General features: G+C 42.0%; 8 protein-coding genes and 1 other RNA gene. 3 read left to right on the forward strand and 6 right to left on the reverse strand.

All coding sequences use genetic code 11. From position 1 onward, the window contains the following. Positions 1 to 194: 194 nt before the first annotated feature. A complete protein-coding gene (locus ACRWP9_RS00495; protein ID WP_434927395.1) occupies positions 195 to 590 on the reverse strand; it encodes an MAPEG family protein in 396 nt (131 codons plus the stop codon). Positions 591 to 777: 187 nt separating this feature from the next. Here ACRWP9_RS00495 and ACRWP9_RS00500 point away from each other — a divergent pair, with 187 nt between their 5' ends. From ACRWP9_RS00500 to ACRWP9_RS00510, 3 genes are all read left to right on the forward strand, one after another. Then, positions 778 to 1,998: a threonine/serine ThrE exporter family protein gene (locus tag ACRWP9_RS00500; protein ID WP_434927396.1), complete on the forward strand. Its 1,221-nt coding sequence runs from the start codon at positions 778 to 780 to the stop codon at positions 1,996 to 1,998. 310 nt (positions 1,999 to 2,308) lie between these two features. After that, positions 2,309 to 3,982, forward strand: a complete 1,674-nt coding sequence (locus ACRWP9_RS00505; protein WP_434927397.1) for a hypothetical protein — start codon at positions 2,309 to 2,311, stop codon at positions 3,980 to 3,982. Between the two features lie 133 nt (positions 3,983 to 4,115). Then, positions 4,116 to 6,260 carry a TonB-dependent receptor gene (locus tag ACRWP9_RS00510; RefSeq protein WP_434927398.1) on the forward strand — a complete coding sequence of 715 codons (2,145 nt, stop codon included), beginning with the start codon at positions 4,116 to 4,118 and terminating at the stop codon, positions 6,258 to 6,260. A 53-nt stretch (positions 6,261 to 6,313) separates the two neighbouring features. Here the strand turns inward: ACRWP9_RS00510 and ACRWP9_RS00515 are convergent, their stop codons facing one another. From ACRWP9_RS00515 to rsmI, 5 genes are all read right to left on the reverse strand, one after another. Continuing rightward, complete coding sequence (locus ACRWP9_RS00515; protein WP_434927399.1) at positions 6,314 to 7,780, reverse strand: carbon starvation CstA family protein; 1,467 nt, start codon at positions 7,778 to 7,780, stop codon at positions 6,314 to 6,316. A 419-nt stretch (positions 7,781 to 8,199) separates the two neighbouring features. Continuing rightward, the gene (locus ACRWP9_RS00520; RefSeq protein ID WP_434927400.1) at positions 8,200 to 9,135 is read right to left on the reverse strand and encodes a diguanylate cyclase domain-containing protein; all 936 of its coding nucleotides are present in this window, start codon (positions 9,133 to 9,135) and stop codon (positions 8,200 to 8,202) included. Then, positions 9,135 to 14,054 (reverse strand): PAS domain S-box protein, encoded by a 4,920-nt coding sequence (locus tag ACRWP9_RS00525; protein ID WP_434927401.1) that lies wholly within the window; start codon positions 14,052 to 14,054, stop codon positions 9,135 to 9,137. The genes ACRWP9_RS00520 and ACRWP9_RS00525 overlap by 1 nt, the downstream gene beginning before the upstream one ends. Positions 14,055 to 14,380: 326 nt before the next feature. Continuing rightward, an RNA gene (gene rnpB, locus ACRWP9_RS00530) (RNase P RNA component class A) lies at positions 14,381 to 14,732 on the reverse strand. A 66-nt stretch (positions 14,733 to 14,798) separates the two neighbouring features. Beyond that, positions 14,799 to 15,641 (reverse strand): 16S rRNA (cytidine(1402)-2'-O)-methyltransferase, encoded by an 843-nt coding sequence (gene rsmI / locus ACRWP9_RS00535; protein WP_434927402.1) that lies wholly within the window; start codon positions 15,639 to 15,641, stop codon positions 14,799 to 14,801. Positions 15,642 to 15,715 lie beyond the last annotated feature (74 nt).

Below are 15,715 nucleotides of genomic sequence, written 5' to 3' on the forward strand. Positions count from 1 at the left end.
TTGGAAAAATACGCCAAAGAAGCGGACGCGGAGTATAGCAGTTGGCAAGGGGGAAGTGTGACTAAAAAAACAGCAAAGGTGAAATAATTTTATGTTTTCACCATAGCTTAAAACCCTATAAAATAAGTGGAAATAGAAAAATTTCCACTTATTTCTGTATGTTATTACTGATAACTTGAAAAGTGGCTGGTTTATTAAAAACCGATAAAGAAACCAATATTAGCTATCACTAAACCTAAGGTAATTATCCAAGTGGTTAATACTCCCCAGAAACGGCCAAAATGATAACCGCCTTTTCCTTGGGTTAATCCTATGGCGTGTAGTAAACGCGCCACAATCCAAGCGGTACCAAAACAGTGAAGTAAATAAACAGGCATGCCATTTGCTTCTGCCACCCCAAGTAAAATTAATACCAGTGGCGCATTTTCTAATAAATTGCCGTGCACTCGCATTGCTAACGATAAGTCTTTATTACCGCCATCACCAATACCAATAGCATGTAAACGTCGTAATTTAACAATGCGATAAGCAAGTGCGAGCACCAATAATCCGGTCAAACTCGCATATAAACCTGTTACCAATAAAGCCATTTTTTGCTCCTGTCTATTTTTGTAACACTATCATAACCATAAATGAGTAAACTATCACCTTGATAAAAACCAGCTAAAATTTTAACGGCTGGTATTGAAGGCAAATAGTTTATCGATTAATAACGACGGATCGGTTACTATTCGCTGCATTATTAACCCAAGATTAATTAAGAGTGACTGACGGCCAGTGGATAATCAAGACTTTATCGAAAAACGTAGATTTATCATTAAATTAGGTAAAGCATTACACAAGTTTGGTACGCCAGCTTATCGCCTTGAATCCCATTTGCAGACGGTATCTCACACCCTTGGTATTGAAGGTTATTTTCTTATATCTCCCACGTCTATGACGTTTGTTTTACAACATGATACTGAACAAGAATACAACCATGTTGCCCGCGTAAAACCCGGTGATTTAGATTTAGGCTCACTGGCGCGTACCTTTGAATTAGTTGAAGAATTAAGTTCTGGCCAACGCACATTGCAAGAAGCGCTTGACCGCTTAGAAGAAATTGCCAACAAACCCAACCCTTACGGCCACAAGCTTACTTTATTAGCCTTTGGTTCAAGTGCGGGTGCTTTTGCCATGTTAATGGGTACGGGTTGGCATGATGTGTTTTGGTCTGCCCTGCTGGGGCTAATTGTATACAGTTTAGTGTTTTGGGCTGAGCGCTCTAAACGTGTTGCCGAAATGCTAGAACCTTTGGCCGCCGTTGTTGTGGCTATCCTGGCCTGCGGTATTGCGCAATTTGATGCCAGCATTAATTTACCTGTGACTATTTTATCGGGGATCATCATCTTTGTCCCCGGTTTAGCACTGACTTTAGGGTTAGCTGAGTTAGCGGCGCGCGATTTAATATCAGGCACGGCACGCATAATGGATGCCGTTATGCAGTTGTTTAAACTGTATTTTGGCGCCGTACTTGGGATGACAATCGGTAAAGCCATTTTTGGCGAAGCGATTTACATTGATCCTGAACCACTGCCTCGTTGGGCCATTTGGTCCGCGGTACCCATGCTCTCTATGTCACTGGTGATTATATTTAAAGCCCGCCTAAAAGATTCACCATGGGGTGTTTTTGCCGGTATTGTGGCCTTTTTCTCAGCTATGTTAGGCGGCATTTATTTAGGCGAATCCATCGGTATTTTTGTTGGCGCTCTGGCGGTAGGTATTTACTCCAATTTGTATGCACGTTGGATGAAAGCGCCTGCCTCTATCGCGCTGTTGCAAGGCATCGTTATTTTGGTGCCCGGCAGTAAAACGTATATCGGCCTTAATGCGTTGATTTCTGGTGAAACAATGTTGAATCAGGCACACCTGGGTTCGCAGATATTTTTAATCTTTATGTCGCTTATTGCAGGGCTTATTTTTGCTAACGTGATAGTGCCGCCTAGACGATCTTTATAGGCTGTCGTCATACTCAGATAAATACTGCAGGCTGCTATTTTTCGGCCTGCTTATTTTTTCGCTACATAATAGTATTTTATCTACTGACTCATTAACCATTCTAGCGACCCATTTATAGCTAATCCTGTCTGTTTAGTTTTTTTAATAACCAATATCAAAAACAATACCAATCAATTACGGTAAACACTTGACTCTACACCAATTCAGGTGTGTTATTAAACATGCTGACAACAAAAACAAAACACCAGCAAAATGTTAACGATCATTTTAGTAACAATTAGTCTAAAGATAATAATTAAAGGACATCTCGATGCCAAAAACCTGTTTAGTGTTACTGAGTATCGCGTGTGCAACCTTGCCATTTTCAGCTTTTACAGCAGATATTAATACAAATAATACATCCTTAACCCCGCCACCTGAAACGACCACCCTAGCTGAAAAAGAAACCCCAAATTCCACCGTTAAAGTCAGTAAAATAGTGGTTCAAAGTAATCCAATCTTTGATGAATCTGACCCCGAATCATTCTTTATCCATCGCTGGGCTAACTATCTGCATATCAATACGACTGACTCAACCATTATAGATAATTTAAGTTTTGAAGTGGGTGATGATATTAGCCAAAAAGATATTGAAGAAGCACAACGTCTTTTGCGATCTGAATCTTATATTCGTGACGCTAAAATTACCGTTACCCAAAAGGCGCCAGACGCCGATAATACCACCGACCAAACCATGCTGGTTGAAACATGGGATAACTGGTCCTTATTACCGACTGTGAGTTTAAGCAAAAATGGCGGCGGCACTAAGTACTCTTTTGGTATTAAAGAGGATAACTTACTCGGTTTAGGTATTAATACCCGGGTGAAATATCAAGCTAGCGATGACAGAACCGGCTATAAATTTGCCTTTAGCGCACCGGTAAAAGCAATCAAACATGCCATTGTTGCCGCAGATTTTTATGATAATAGTGATGGTCAAGCCACAGCATTGGCTTTTTACAAACCCTTTTATGCATTAGATACTAAGCACATGTATGGCACATCTTGGGTACAAGATGAGCGAACAGACATCATTAGACAAAATGGTGTCGACGTGAACGAATTTAAACATAATGTCGAGTTTGCTAACCTAACCTATGGTTGGTTGTTAACCCGTGATCAGGATCAACTTAGCCGGGTGACTTTTGGTTTAACTCAAGATAGCAATAAGTTTGAAAATCTTGAAACGTATCCGCTAAGCGAATTACCCGTTGATCGTGACTTTATCTACCCCTGGATAGGCTATGAATACCTACAGGATGATTTTACTGTTCTTAATAATATTCACCTTATCGGCAATAACGAAGACTTTAATTTAGGTTGGCACCATTCGGCTAAGCTTGGCTTTGAAACCAATGATCTTGCCGATAACGCTAATATGGGATATCACTTAAATATTCTCAGCAGCAGAGGATGGCAGTCAGATAACCATTTATTTTTAATCAAACTGCAGGGCGAGGCTGATTTAGCCACCAGCCAGGATGATTTTTATAATGTTTCGTTAGCGTCTGAATACTTTTATAACATTACAGATAAATGGACCGCTTACACCAAAGCAGTCGTTGCAACATCAAAAAATAACTACCTTGACCGTACATTCGCCTTAGGGGATGAGACCGGCATTAGAGGCTACCCTAATGATTATCAACACGGTGATAATCAGTGGGTGTTGACCGCTGAATTAAGAAATTATCCTAATATCAATTTATATCAACTCGCCGATTTGGGCTGGGCTTTATTTACCGATGTTGGTCAGGCATTTGGTGGCACAGATGCATTTAATGAAGTAAATGATCCTATAGGCAGTATTGGTATTGGCGCTCGAATTTATTCATCTAAATCAAGTTACGGTAATATTGCCCACATTGATATTGCCAAGCCGTTCACGAATGGACAAGATGTGAACAGCTGGGAGTTTCGATTCCAAATTAAAGACCACTTTTAACTCGATAACACGTTTGATGCTAAGCCTAGCATCGAGCATAAATGTCTCGCAAATGTAAATATTGTGAAAATAATCTGAAAACGTAAATGATAACTAATATCATTTGCCAAAATTATTCACAATAGGTGCACATATGTTATTTACCCCTAGTAAATTAGCAACTTCAACACGCTGGGCATTATGCTTAATGTCTTTATCATCAGCCAGCGCTATCGCCGATGAGGCTCAGACTAGCAACAAATCAATGGAACGGATGATCATAACTGGCAGTCGCGCTGTTGAGCGTATAGACGAAGTCCCATCATCGGTGACGTTAATAAACCAACAAACCCTAGCACAAGATATGCAAGTGACCAGTGAGCTACAAAACTTACTCGCCTTTCGTGTGCCAGGCCTTGCACCTAGCACCGGAACCTCAAGTAATTCAGGGCAAACACTACGTGGTCGCGCCGCATTGGTTATGATTGACGGTGTCCCGCAATCTACTCCTCTGCGTAATGGTCAACTGGGGATAAGCTCTATCGACCCAGGTGCAATAGAACGTATTGAAGTGATTAAAGGGGCTACCTCAATTTATGGTAATGGCGCCTCTGGTGGCATTATCAACTACATCACCAAACGTACGGGCGCTGATAAAGCAAATATTAATCTGAGCGCTTCAACCAAATTTAGCGCGGTAAAGTTAGCGGACAGCGCAGGTGTAAGGCTTGATACCTCGATAGACGGCACGCTAGATGATTTTAGTTATGTATTGAGTGCAATAAGCGAAAAAACAGGTTTAGAGCGAGATGCCGAAGGCGATGTCATTGGCCTAATTTATGGTTTGTCTGAAACCCAATCAAATAACCTTTTCACTAAACTCGCTTATCAACTAGACGATGATAAGTCTGTACAACTCACTTACAACTATTATGAAGCCCAGCAAGATGCAGATTTAATAGATGTAATTGGCAGTGTTAATAGTGGCGTAAAAACCTATGCTATTCATAACACTCAAGGCATAGCAAAACCTGGGGTGCCACAAGGCCCTAGAGGCAATCACAATTTAATGTTGAAATACGTCGACCAGGACATTTTTTATAACACCCAACTCACATTAGATGGATACCTTCAAACCATAGAGAACATGTTTTTCTATTCAGCTAGCTTAGCTAACCCTAGCGAAGGTTATGATGGTGGACAATCACTGATTAAATCTGAAAAAACAGGCTTGCGCGTTAATTTGGCCACCGCTGCCGACTGGGAACACGTTGCAGCAACCTTCATTTATGGTATCGATGCGCTACAAGATGTGAGCTCACAACCGCTAGAAGATGGCCGTATTTGGGTGCCAGAAATGGACATGTATAATTTAGCGGCCTACTTACAAACCAAATTTATTATTGCCGATGACTGGATTATAAAAGCAGGCGTAAGACAAGACAGTGTCGACTTGGCCGTTGATAATTATCAAACGCTCAAGTTATGCAGCACTCCTAGTACTTGTTCTGTGCCATTTGACGTAAAAGGTGGCGACTTAACCTATGACTCTACCACCTACAATTTGGGGTTAAGGTATAACTTAACTCCTCAATTCAGCCCATTTGTTAGTTTCTCTCAAGGTGCAGATATTTCAGATTTAGGCAGATTACTACGAGCCGCTACCGTCAATGATATCAACCTAGTACAAACACAAGCCTCGGTTGTTGATAATTATGAAATCGGACTGTCTGGTCAATTAAACGATTTAAGCTATGAAGTTGCGGCTTACAAGAGTGAATCAGAGCTTGGTACCAGTAACAAATTTGACCCGGTTACAGGGGTTTATATGCCAGTGCGTGCACCTCAAAAAATATGGGGATATGAGGCACAACTTGACTACCAAATACTCGACAACCTAAGTTCCGGAATGTCCTACAGCTGGGTTGAAGGTAAAGATACCGATGCTGACGTTTACCTAGATGGCGGCATTATTGCCGCACCTAAATTTACCGCTTACCTTAACTGGCAGCCTTTTCAGCAGGCCAGCATCGGCTTAAATTATATGTATGTAGGCGATCGTAAACGCTTTGAACAGGTCAATGGTGCGTACGTTGGAGCACAGGGGCCAATTGAACATTACAATGTAGTGAACCTCAGCAGCAGCTATCAAATTGACAGCTGGCAATTATCGCTTGGTATTGAAAATCTATTAAATGAAGATTATTTCTCAGCCCGTTCACAGGCATATACTTACAATGGCTATAATACTAAATCTCTGGGCACTACTGTTAACCTAGGGGTTAAAGCCAATTTTTAACCCAAAAAAAGACCTTGCAAGCGCAAGGTCTTTTTAATAACAAAAACTGTTTTTTATACCACTGCAGTTTTACGCTTTTGATGTGCGAGTACAAGTGCAATCAATGACACCACACCAACCGCAATACCGACTGGCTTACTTAATTCCATCGGTAGGCCAAAACCAATTCCTGCGGTCATAATATAAGATACCGTAATACTGGTACCAATAATCGCTGGTAAACTGACAATCCAATGGAACGTGCCACGGTCAAACAAATACTTAGTCGCTAGCCACAATACACTGGTTGATAACAACATGTTTGAGAAGGCGAAATAACGCCAGATCAATGTGAAGTCAATCTTAGTCATGAAATAAGCAATCACTAAAATTGGCACAGCTAGCAGTAAACGGTTACGCATACTTTGTGGAATATTAAACGCATCGGTAATGGTTAAACGTAATGAACGGAACGCGGTATCACCAGAGGTAATAGGGAAAATGGCCACGGCAATAATCGCCATAATACCACCCGCTACACCTAAATAAGTGGTTGCAACCTGATTAACCACTAACCCAGGGCCGCCCTGAGCCAAAATCTCTTTAAGTTCAACATAACCACCTGGGAATGCCGCAATACCTGCAGTAGCCCATACACACGCCACAACACCCTCTGACATCATGGCGCCAAAATACACTGGGCGGACATATTTTTCATTGGTTAAACAGCGCGCCATAATGGGTGCTTGAGTCGAGTGAAAACCACTAATAGCACCACAGGTAATGGTGACAAATAATAATGGCCATGTGGGTAACCCGTCAGGATTAGGCTCTAATAAATCATTGTTATAATGGCTATGGTCAAAATACGCTAGAAAATCTCCGGCCATAGGTAAATGCGGTGCATTGATTAATAGTGCCACAGCCAACGACAGGGTCATCACAATCATTAACAGCCCAAATACCGGATATAACTTAGTGATAATCTTATCAATAGGTAATAAGGTCGCTAGAAAGTAATAAACTAAAATAACCAATACCCAAAAGGTATTTCCGCTTAAGAATGTGCCTTCAAAATAGCTTAAATTACTTAATAGTCCTGCTGGGCTCATGATAAATACCACGCCCACAAAAAACAGTAACATAGCAGTAAAGACCAGCATTAAACCTTTAAAGAATATATTAAAATAGTGACCTGCAATTTCAGGTAAACTTTTACCATCCTCTTTAATACTCAATACACCCGAAAAATAGTCATGTACCGCGCCACCTAAGATATTACCGATGACAATCCATACTAAAGCTACGGGGCCATATAAAGCGCCAAGAATAGGACCGAATATTGGTCCTACGCCTGCAACGTTTAAAAATTGAATTAAGTAAGCTTTTACAGGGTGAACTTCAACATAGTCCACACCATCATTAAATCGAGCTTGCGGCGTTTTTGCGGTGGGGTCGATTCCAGCTTGTCGTTCTACAAATGGGCTGTAAAATTTATAAGCTAGGACCAACAACGCAATACATATGAAAAATATAAGCATAATATTTGTCCAGTAGGGAGAGGCATTATTGTAGCTTAGAAGTGTCAACGACTTACCGTGCGAGGTCAAGGCTCTAGCTGCTAGACTAAGGTCTAACAACCCCCTATTAGCTTCACATTTTTAGCTTTTACAACATCAATGTAACGAGCTGTACCTAGATAACGTCACACAGCATAATAAACATTACACCTTTTCACCGACTGACTTAATGTATTTAATCGCGCTGTTATTTCTTTAGCAAACGGCTTACAAGTCTGACTTTAGAGCTTGCTTGCTGATTTAATAAATGTATCGATATCAAAGACGCCCACCTTAAATGAGCGAGGTGAAATAAAAGCCGTTGATAGGAACAAGGTGTCGAAGAAGACACAAGGTAAACTTATCGAGAAAGGTTCGTCTAGTCGCGATGATAATGTCAGTTACAACGTTATCCCTTTAACCTGATTACGCCCTGACTCTTTCGCCTGATATAGCTGCATATCAGCCTCTTTGAGTACCTGTTCCCATGTCTCGTCTAGCGTCGGCAAAATGGTGGCAACGCCCGCACTAATAGTCACAGTAGATGAAATACTAGAGTCAGTATGCTCAATAGCTAATGCCTGCACTGCCTGTACCATCTTCTGAGCAATAGAGACTGCACCTTCACTGTCAGTGTCAGGTAGAATACAAACAAACTCTTCACCACCGTATCGGGCGACCAGATCATAGGGACGAAGTGCTATGCCATAAATAGCTTGTGCGACTGCGCGAAGACAATTATCACCTTCTTGATGGCCATAGGTGTCGTTGTAGCGTTTGAAAAAGTCGACATCCAGCATGACCAATGACAAATGCTTATTGTGACGAATACAATGGCGCCACGATTCAGGTAAGCTCCGTTCAAATTGACGGCGATTAGCTAATCCAGTTAAGCTATCGAGCAGGGCGATCGCTCGTAAAATATCAGATTGGCGCTTGAGTAAAAATTGGTTTTTAACTCTTGTGGTGGTAATAATGCTGTTTATTGGTTTATGAATAAAATCAACAGCACCTAATTGAAACCCTTTAACTTCTAACTCTTCATCAAAGTGCGCTGTCACAAAAACCACTGCAGCATTGGCGGTTATGGGATTGTTTTTTATCTCTTCACAGACCTGCAGCCCTGACATTCCGGGCATTTCAATATCTAACAATATCACGTCAGGCTTAACTTTTTGGCACACCTCAATGGCCTGTTTACCACCAGTAGCCATATAGACATCAAACTCTTGATGAAATAGCTGATGCAATATTTTGATATTTAACGGCTGATCATCAACAATCAAGATCTTACCTTTATTATCGTCAGCCAAACTCAGTACTTCAGAATCTAACATTAACCTACCTCCGTCTCGATAACCGCGAGTAATGCCAAAGCATTTTCAAAATCAAGCGCTTGAACTTGGGAATATAACTCGGTCCAACACCTATGATAAGACAATGAAGCGGCCATGTCGTCCACTAGGTAAATAGCATCCAGGTTGTTTTGTTGTAAATATTGCTTCAACAACATGATTTTATTGTTAATAAGTTCAACATCTTCAGGTAAACCTTGCACTTGTGGGTCAACTGCTGGTGCTTCATTTGATGGCGTCTCAGATATATACTCAGACAGCTGCTTAACGCTGAGTTGAGCTAATAAAGTTAACTTCTCCGTCCAGCGTTCAACTTGTCGCACTTGAGGGTTACCGTGTTTAAACTGCTGTTCTAAATAAGCCGCAAAATCAGCTAAGGTTTTTGCGCCAAAATTACTGGCAACGCCCTTAATTCCATGGCTAACTGCGGCGCTAATTAATGGATCGGCTTGCCCAATCGCAGCTGTAAACAGTAATAACTGTTTATCTATTTCAACCTCAAATCCTTTGGCCATTTTTTTGAAAAAAACTTCATTGTCTCCAAATCGGCTCAGTATTTGTTCAAGACTATCTAATAAATGCTCGCCCTCAGCAGGAACTTTAGGCTCAAGCACTACAGATGTCTCTTCCTTGCCTACAGTATTATCGATTGCAACTGAGGTAAATTCACGCCCTACGAGGGCCAAAATACTCGGCACTAACTTCTGCATATCGATAGGTTTACCTATGTGATCATTCATGCCGGCATTGATACAATTGACTCTGTCTGAAGGGGAGGCATTAGCCGTCATAGCAAGAATAGGCAACAGATCAAAACGGGCATCTTGTCGAATGCGTCGAGTTGCCTCCAGGCCATCTATATCTGGCATCTGCATATCCATAATAACGATATCGAATGCCTGTTTTGCTTGGGTAACCAAAGACACGCCCTTAATACCACCTTCGGCCAATACCACCTTAGCGCCTTCTAGGGTAAGTAGTTCATCGGCCACTTGCCTATTTAATTGATTATCTTCTACCACTAAAATGGTTAATCCAGACAAGCGCTTTTGCTTGTTCATTTTTAACGGTACCGGTAAAGCCATCAGCTCACCGCGGATCACTTGGCTAATGGACTCAGCCAAAAGCTTAGACGTTACAGGCTTAGTTAAAAAGTGCACAAATGGCGCACTTGACTCTTTATAATCTTGACGGAAAGCCTCTTCACGGTAAGCCGTCAACATTATTACCGCCGGCGCAATACCTTGCTGGCCTTGCACCGACGCCCGTAATAACCTCGCGGCATTTATGCCATTAAGTTCAGGCATATTCCAATCCATTAAAACAACATCAAACGGCAGTCGAGCATTATTTGCCTGTTTGCATTTAGTTATCGCTTCAGCACCGCTATGAGCACACTCGACTACGCAGCCAAAATTAACAAAGATACTTTGTAAAATGTCCGTAGTGGTATGATTGTCATCCACCACTAAAATTCGACATCCCTGAATATCAATAGACCTTTGAGGCGTTAACTCATTGGAAATAGGTATTTCGGGGAAAGTCACATCAAACCAGAAACAGCTTCCCTCATCAACTTGGCTGGTGACTAATAACTCAGCCCCCATCAATTCAACCAAGCGCTTACTGATTGCCAGCCCTAACCCAGTGCCACCAAAGCGTCTAGTGGTAGAAGATTCAGCTTGTTCAAAACCATTAAAAATACGACCTATTTGCTCTTCACTAATCCCAATACCTGTATCTGTAACAGAAAAACGCAGCTTGTTGGTATTGGCTGTTGATTCAAGGCATTCAATCCCAATCAATACTTGTCCCTGCTTGGTAAACTTCAGTGCATTGCCAGCTAAATTAATTAACACTTGCTGCAGTCTTAACTTATCGATAAGTAACCAAGTTGGTATCGCGGGATCAAGATTGAACATGATTTCAACATCTCGATTACCCAAATTGGCCGACAACACTACAGCAAGGTCGCGCATTAACATTTCTATTTCGCAGGGCTGCGGGTCAAGTTGTAACTTACCGGCTTCAATTTTAGAAAAGTCCAAAATGTCATTTAATAAACCCAACAGAGATTTAGCCGCAGTTTGCGTCTTAGCAATATAATCCTCTTGCTGAGTGGACATAGCGGTATGCTCCATTAGCTGCAACATGCCCAGCACCGCATTCATTGGAGTACGAATTTCGTGACTCATATTGGCTAAAAATACCGACTTTGCAGCATTAGCTGCATCAGCTTGTTCTTTGGCTGTGCGAAGCGTTTCTTCTATTTCACGTTGTTCGGTAATATCAATATTAATACCAATCACTCTAACAACATTTTCATGCTTGTCTTTTTCAATCTCGGCAGCCGCTTGAATATAACGAATTTCACCATCAACCTTGATGATTCTAAATACTGGGTCATATACTTCAGTACCCGCTATCGCACCCATCAGCTTTTGCTCTACCATCTTCAAATCATCAGGGTGAACTCGATTAAGCCAATGTTGGTAGGTTATCCCCTGCTCTCGCATATTCAATGGATAACCGTAAATCGAAAGCATACGGTCATTCCAATGCAAACTATTGTCTAGGAGGTTGAGAGTCCAAATGCCTAGCTTAGCCACCTCGGAAGCCTTACTCAGATGGTTACTTGCAGAGATCAAGGCCTCTTGTTGCAGCAGCGACTGGGTAACATCAACCCCGATACCCAAATAACCGAGTAACTGACCATCACTGTCACGCATCGCGGTAACAGACAAAGAAATTTGGCAATGGGAGCCATCTTTTTTTACATAAGTCCAATTACGCGTCTCTGGCCCTTCTGTTCTTGCTTTGTAAACAAAAGTATCAAAGCCTTCAATGGCAAAACCATAGTGTTGTGATAATTCAATTGAGCGTGCTTCAACTTCCTCAGGGAGGTGTAAAAAAGCAGGGCTAGATAACCCAACAATCGATTTAGCGTCATAGCCTAATAAATTTTCTGCGCCACGATTAAATATGCTAATAATACCCTGTTCATCTGTGGCAATAATTGACATTTCTGAAGCGGCATACAACACGCTGGTCAACAACGAACCCAATTGGTTTTTCTCAATCCGGGCAATTTTACGCTCAGTAATATCGGTGCTGAGTGCAATAAAGCGTTCGATATTGCCATTGTCATCGGCTACTGAGCCAATAATGGTATCAAACCAATGTCTGCTACCTTGTTGGTCTAAATTACAAATTTCACCGTGCCAGGATTGCCCCGCATTAATCTGTGCCCACATGCCTTGCCAAAATACGGCATCATGTTCACCAGAGCGTAATATTGAATGGTTTTTCCCTATGATCTGCTCGCGAGAATAGCCACTCATTCGACAAAAGTAGTCGTTGACCTCTAAAATAACACCATTAATATCAGTGACTACAGAAAGTAGTTGATCATTAATTGATTTAAGCAGGGCTCTATTTTCAGATGCAGCTTGTTGCAGCTCTTTCGTTCTGTTGGCAACCTTAAATTCCAAGCTTTCATTTAACTTTAAAATCCGCAGCTCTGCATCTTGCTGCGCCGTAACATCGCGAATGGTTTGACTAACGCCTATAATGTCACCATTTTCATCCACTATCGTCATAGCGGTCATAGATGTTGCTAAAGTTTTACCATCTTGGCATTGATGAGATGAAACTTGATTTAAAATAACCTCTCCAGCTAACACTTTCGCAAACCAACATTTTTCAAGTTCAGCTTTTTCAGGCGGTACAATCAGCTCGGTACTAAGTGACCCATACACCTCGGACTCGTTGTAGCCAAACAGTAATTCAGCGCCTCGATTCCAACTGGTAATATAGCCATCAAGGTCATAACTAATAATGCCATCAAGCGAATGCGCTAGCATATTAGCTAACCTTGCCTGTTCAGTTAACACTTGTTGTTTACGTTGTAAGCCAACAGACCAAAGCACAACCAATCCCGCCAATAAAATACTGACAAGCACACTATAAATAAATACAACACTGGCATGATTAAGGTGTAAGTTATTGATAAATTCAGGATAGGCGCGGATCTTAAACTGCCATGTACGGCCAAAAACATTCTTGTTCACCGTATATTGATAGTGGGTAACAGCAGCCGCTTCTGTTGCCTCAGTTTCATAAAAAGTAATGGGGTTATCTTGTAAAGTCACATCCGTCAGGGTTAGCTGAGCTGTTTGCTGGTGTAAATCTAATCCGCTCAATACCTCATCGGTCACCAAAGGCGCATAGCTCCAACCATATGCCTCCATTTTGCGAGTTTCTGGTGTTAAAGGGGTGGCTGTAGTTCGGTATATTGGCATCAAAATTAAAAAAGATTGCAACGATTTGCCCGTTGCCTGCACTAAGGTAATTGGCCCAGACAAACGCACTTCACCAGATAGCATTGCGGCATCGGCTGCCTCTCGGCGTTGCAGCTCTGAGCCAATATCAAGACCAACAGCAGCAATATTACGTTCAACCGGTTCAATATATTGAATCACATAACGGTCATTATCGTGGGGAGCAAGCTGACGAATAGCAAAATTAGGCCAACTATCTTGTTGAGCTTGGGTAATAAAAGACGCTTGCTGCTCAGGGGAAACGATACGAATAAAACCAAACCCACGCGCGCCGGGAAACTCCTTATCAACCTCTCGCGTTGCACTGTAGCGAACAAATGCCTCACGAGATACTTCATTTTCGCCAGCGGTAACAATCATTCCACGAGCACCGCGAAGGCCATATTGATAAAGAGTGATACGGCTCAATACTTGATAACTAATTTGTTCTGAAGCAGTTTGAAGTGACTTATTGATTTCAGCGGAGTTACGCTCATTAACTACCCAGGCCAAAGCGGCACTGATGATTAAGCCCCAAAATAGCACTGCGAAGCCCCGCTTAACGGCAGTTTTGTACTCCAAAGACAAATCCATAATCACCTAAGATATTAAAATTATAGAGTTATGATATTGGACTACTCAGAAAGATTTCGCCAGTGGAATCACTAATGGTTAAAAAAATCTTTTCTAAAGCGTTAATTTCACTCACAAACCGTTTTTGAGCACTTTGATAAATTAGTTAGATTTTGCCACTAGACAACAAGGCTGATGATATCTTTGATAAAATTAGCTTATGCCGTAAATAATACCAACCTTCGTAACATGCGAGTTAGAACGGCTACTGCGTATATAGGCATAAGCGTAAAAACAAAAGGCCTCACATCGCTGTGAGGCCTTTTATTATAAAGAGGTTGAGTTGGCCGATAAGCCGGGTCCTGTCGTGGACAGTTATTCATCTAGGCCTGCAATCGCTCACAGGCTCAAGCAACCTACCCGGTTCCAACGCGAGCAGCGCCATGCGGAACCCTATTTGGTCTTGCTTCGGGTAGAGTTTACCTTGCTACGGACTATTGCTAACCGCACGGTGCGCTCTTACCGCACCCTTTCACCCTTACCATTTTAGCAAGCTAAAATGGCGGTCTCCTCTCTGTTGCACTTGTCGTCGGTTCACACCGCCCAGGCGTTACCTGGTACCCTGCTCTTTGAAGCCCGGACTTTCCTCCCCGTACCTAAGTACGCGGCAACTGTCTGGCCAACTCGGCGCGGATTATAGCGTAAGCCTGCCAACAAACCAATCCATAGTTTACTTTATCGATATGACTTAAATTATAAACCGAGTTCAAGCCCGATTTTATACAATGCGTTCTTTTTAAAACCATGTATTTGCGCAGCTATTGCGGCAGCTTTTTTAAGTGGTAATTCAGCAGCTAACAGCGTTAATGTATCAATAGCGACCTTGGGTATAGCCTCGTCATCGGTCTGGGCAAAGCCATGACACATAATAACTATTTCACCTTTTTGCTGGTTCTCATCTGCGATAACCATCGCCAGTACTTCTTCAGCAGTGCCTGATAAGAAGGTTTCAAAGGTTTTAGTGACTTCTCTGGCCATAACAATTTGGCGATCGGCGCCCAGCGCGGTAACTATTGAAGTCAGGCTGTGAACAATGCGATGCGGTGATTCATAAAAAATTAACGTACGCGGGTCTTCTTTGAGCGCAGTCAATTTATCAATACGGCCTTTTTCTTTAGCCGGTAAAAAACCTTCAAAACTGAATCTGTCTGAGGGAAGTCCAGAAGCACTTAGTGCAGTAATTGCCGCGCATGGCCCCGGCAGTGGAATGACTTTATGACCTGCATCTCTAACATGTTTAACTAGGTGATAGCCTGGATCAGATATTAGCGGTGTGCCAGCATCTGAAATAAGCGCAACCGATTGACCTGATTGTAATTGCTCAACAATCCACTGGGCACGATCACGCTCGTTGTGGTCATGTAAGGCTGTTTTACGGGTTTCAATACCGTAATGACTTAACAATCTGCCACTGTGCCGAGTATCTTCACATGCTATCAAGCTAACTTGATTTAACACTTCAATTGCACGGCTACTCATGTCCGCGAAATTGCCAATGGGGGTGGGCACAATATAAAGTGCTGCGGCTTGATCCATAACTACCTCAATAATCTCTTTGCACAAGTCTTTCGCCCAGCGTAAGAGCAGGTTAAACTAAAGCCAATATCTTA

The organism is Shewanella sp. HL-SH2 (assembly GCF_051164935.1).
In the GTDB taxonomy this organism is placed as follows: domain Bacteria; phylum Pseudomonadota; class Gammaproteobacteria; order Enterobacterales; family Shewanellaceae; genus Shewanella; species Shewanella glacialimarina.

What these genes read in the sequence shown, in the direction of transcription:
- ACRWP9_RS00505 (WP_434927397.1), top strand. Translation starts at nt 2,309, where the DNA reads ATGCCAAAAACCTGTTTAGTGTTACTGAGTATCGCGTGTGCAACCTTG.
- ACRWP9_RS00495 (WP_434927395.1), bottom strand. Translation starts at nt 590, where the DNA reads ATGGCTTTATTGGTAACAGGTTTATATGCGAGTTTGACCGGATTATTG.
- ACRWP9_RS00515 (WP_434927399.1), bottom strand. Translation starts at nt 7,780, where the DNA reads ATGCTTATATTTTTCATATGTATTGCGTTGTTGGTCCTAGCTTATAAA.
- ACRWP9_RS00510 (WP_434927398.1), top strand. Translation starts at nt 4,116, where the DNA reads ATGTTATTTACCCCTAGTAAATTAGCAACTTCAACACGCTGGGCATTA.
- ACRWP9_RS00520 (WP_434927400.1), bottom strand. Translation starts at nt 9,135, where the DNA reads ATGTTAGATTCTGAAGTACTGAGTTTGGCTGACGATAATAAAGGTAAG.
- rsmI (WP_434927402.1), bottom strand. Translation starts at nt 15,641, where the DNA reads ATGGATCAAGCCGCAGCACTTTATATTGTGCCCACCCCCATTGGCAAT.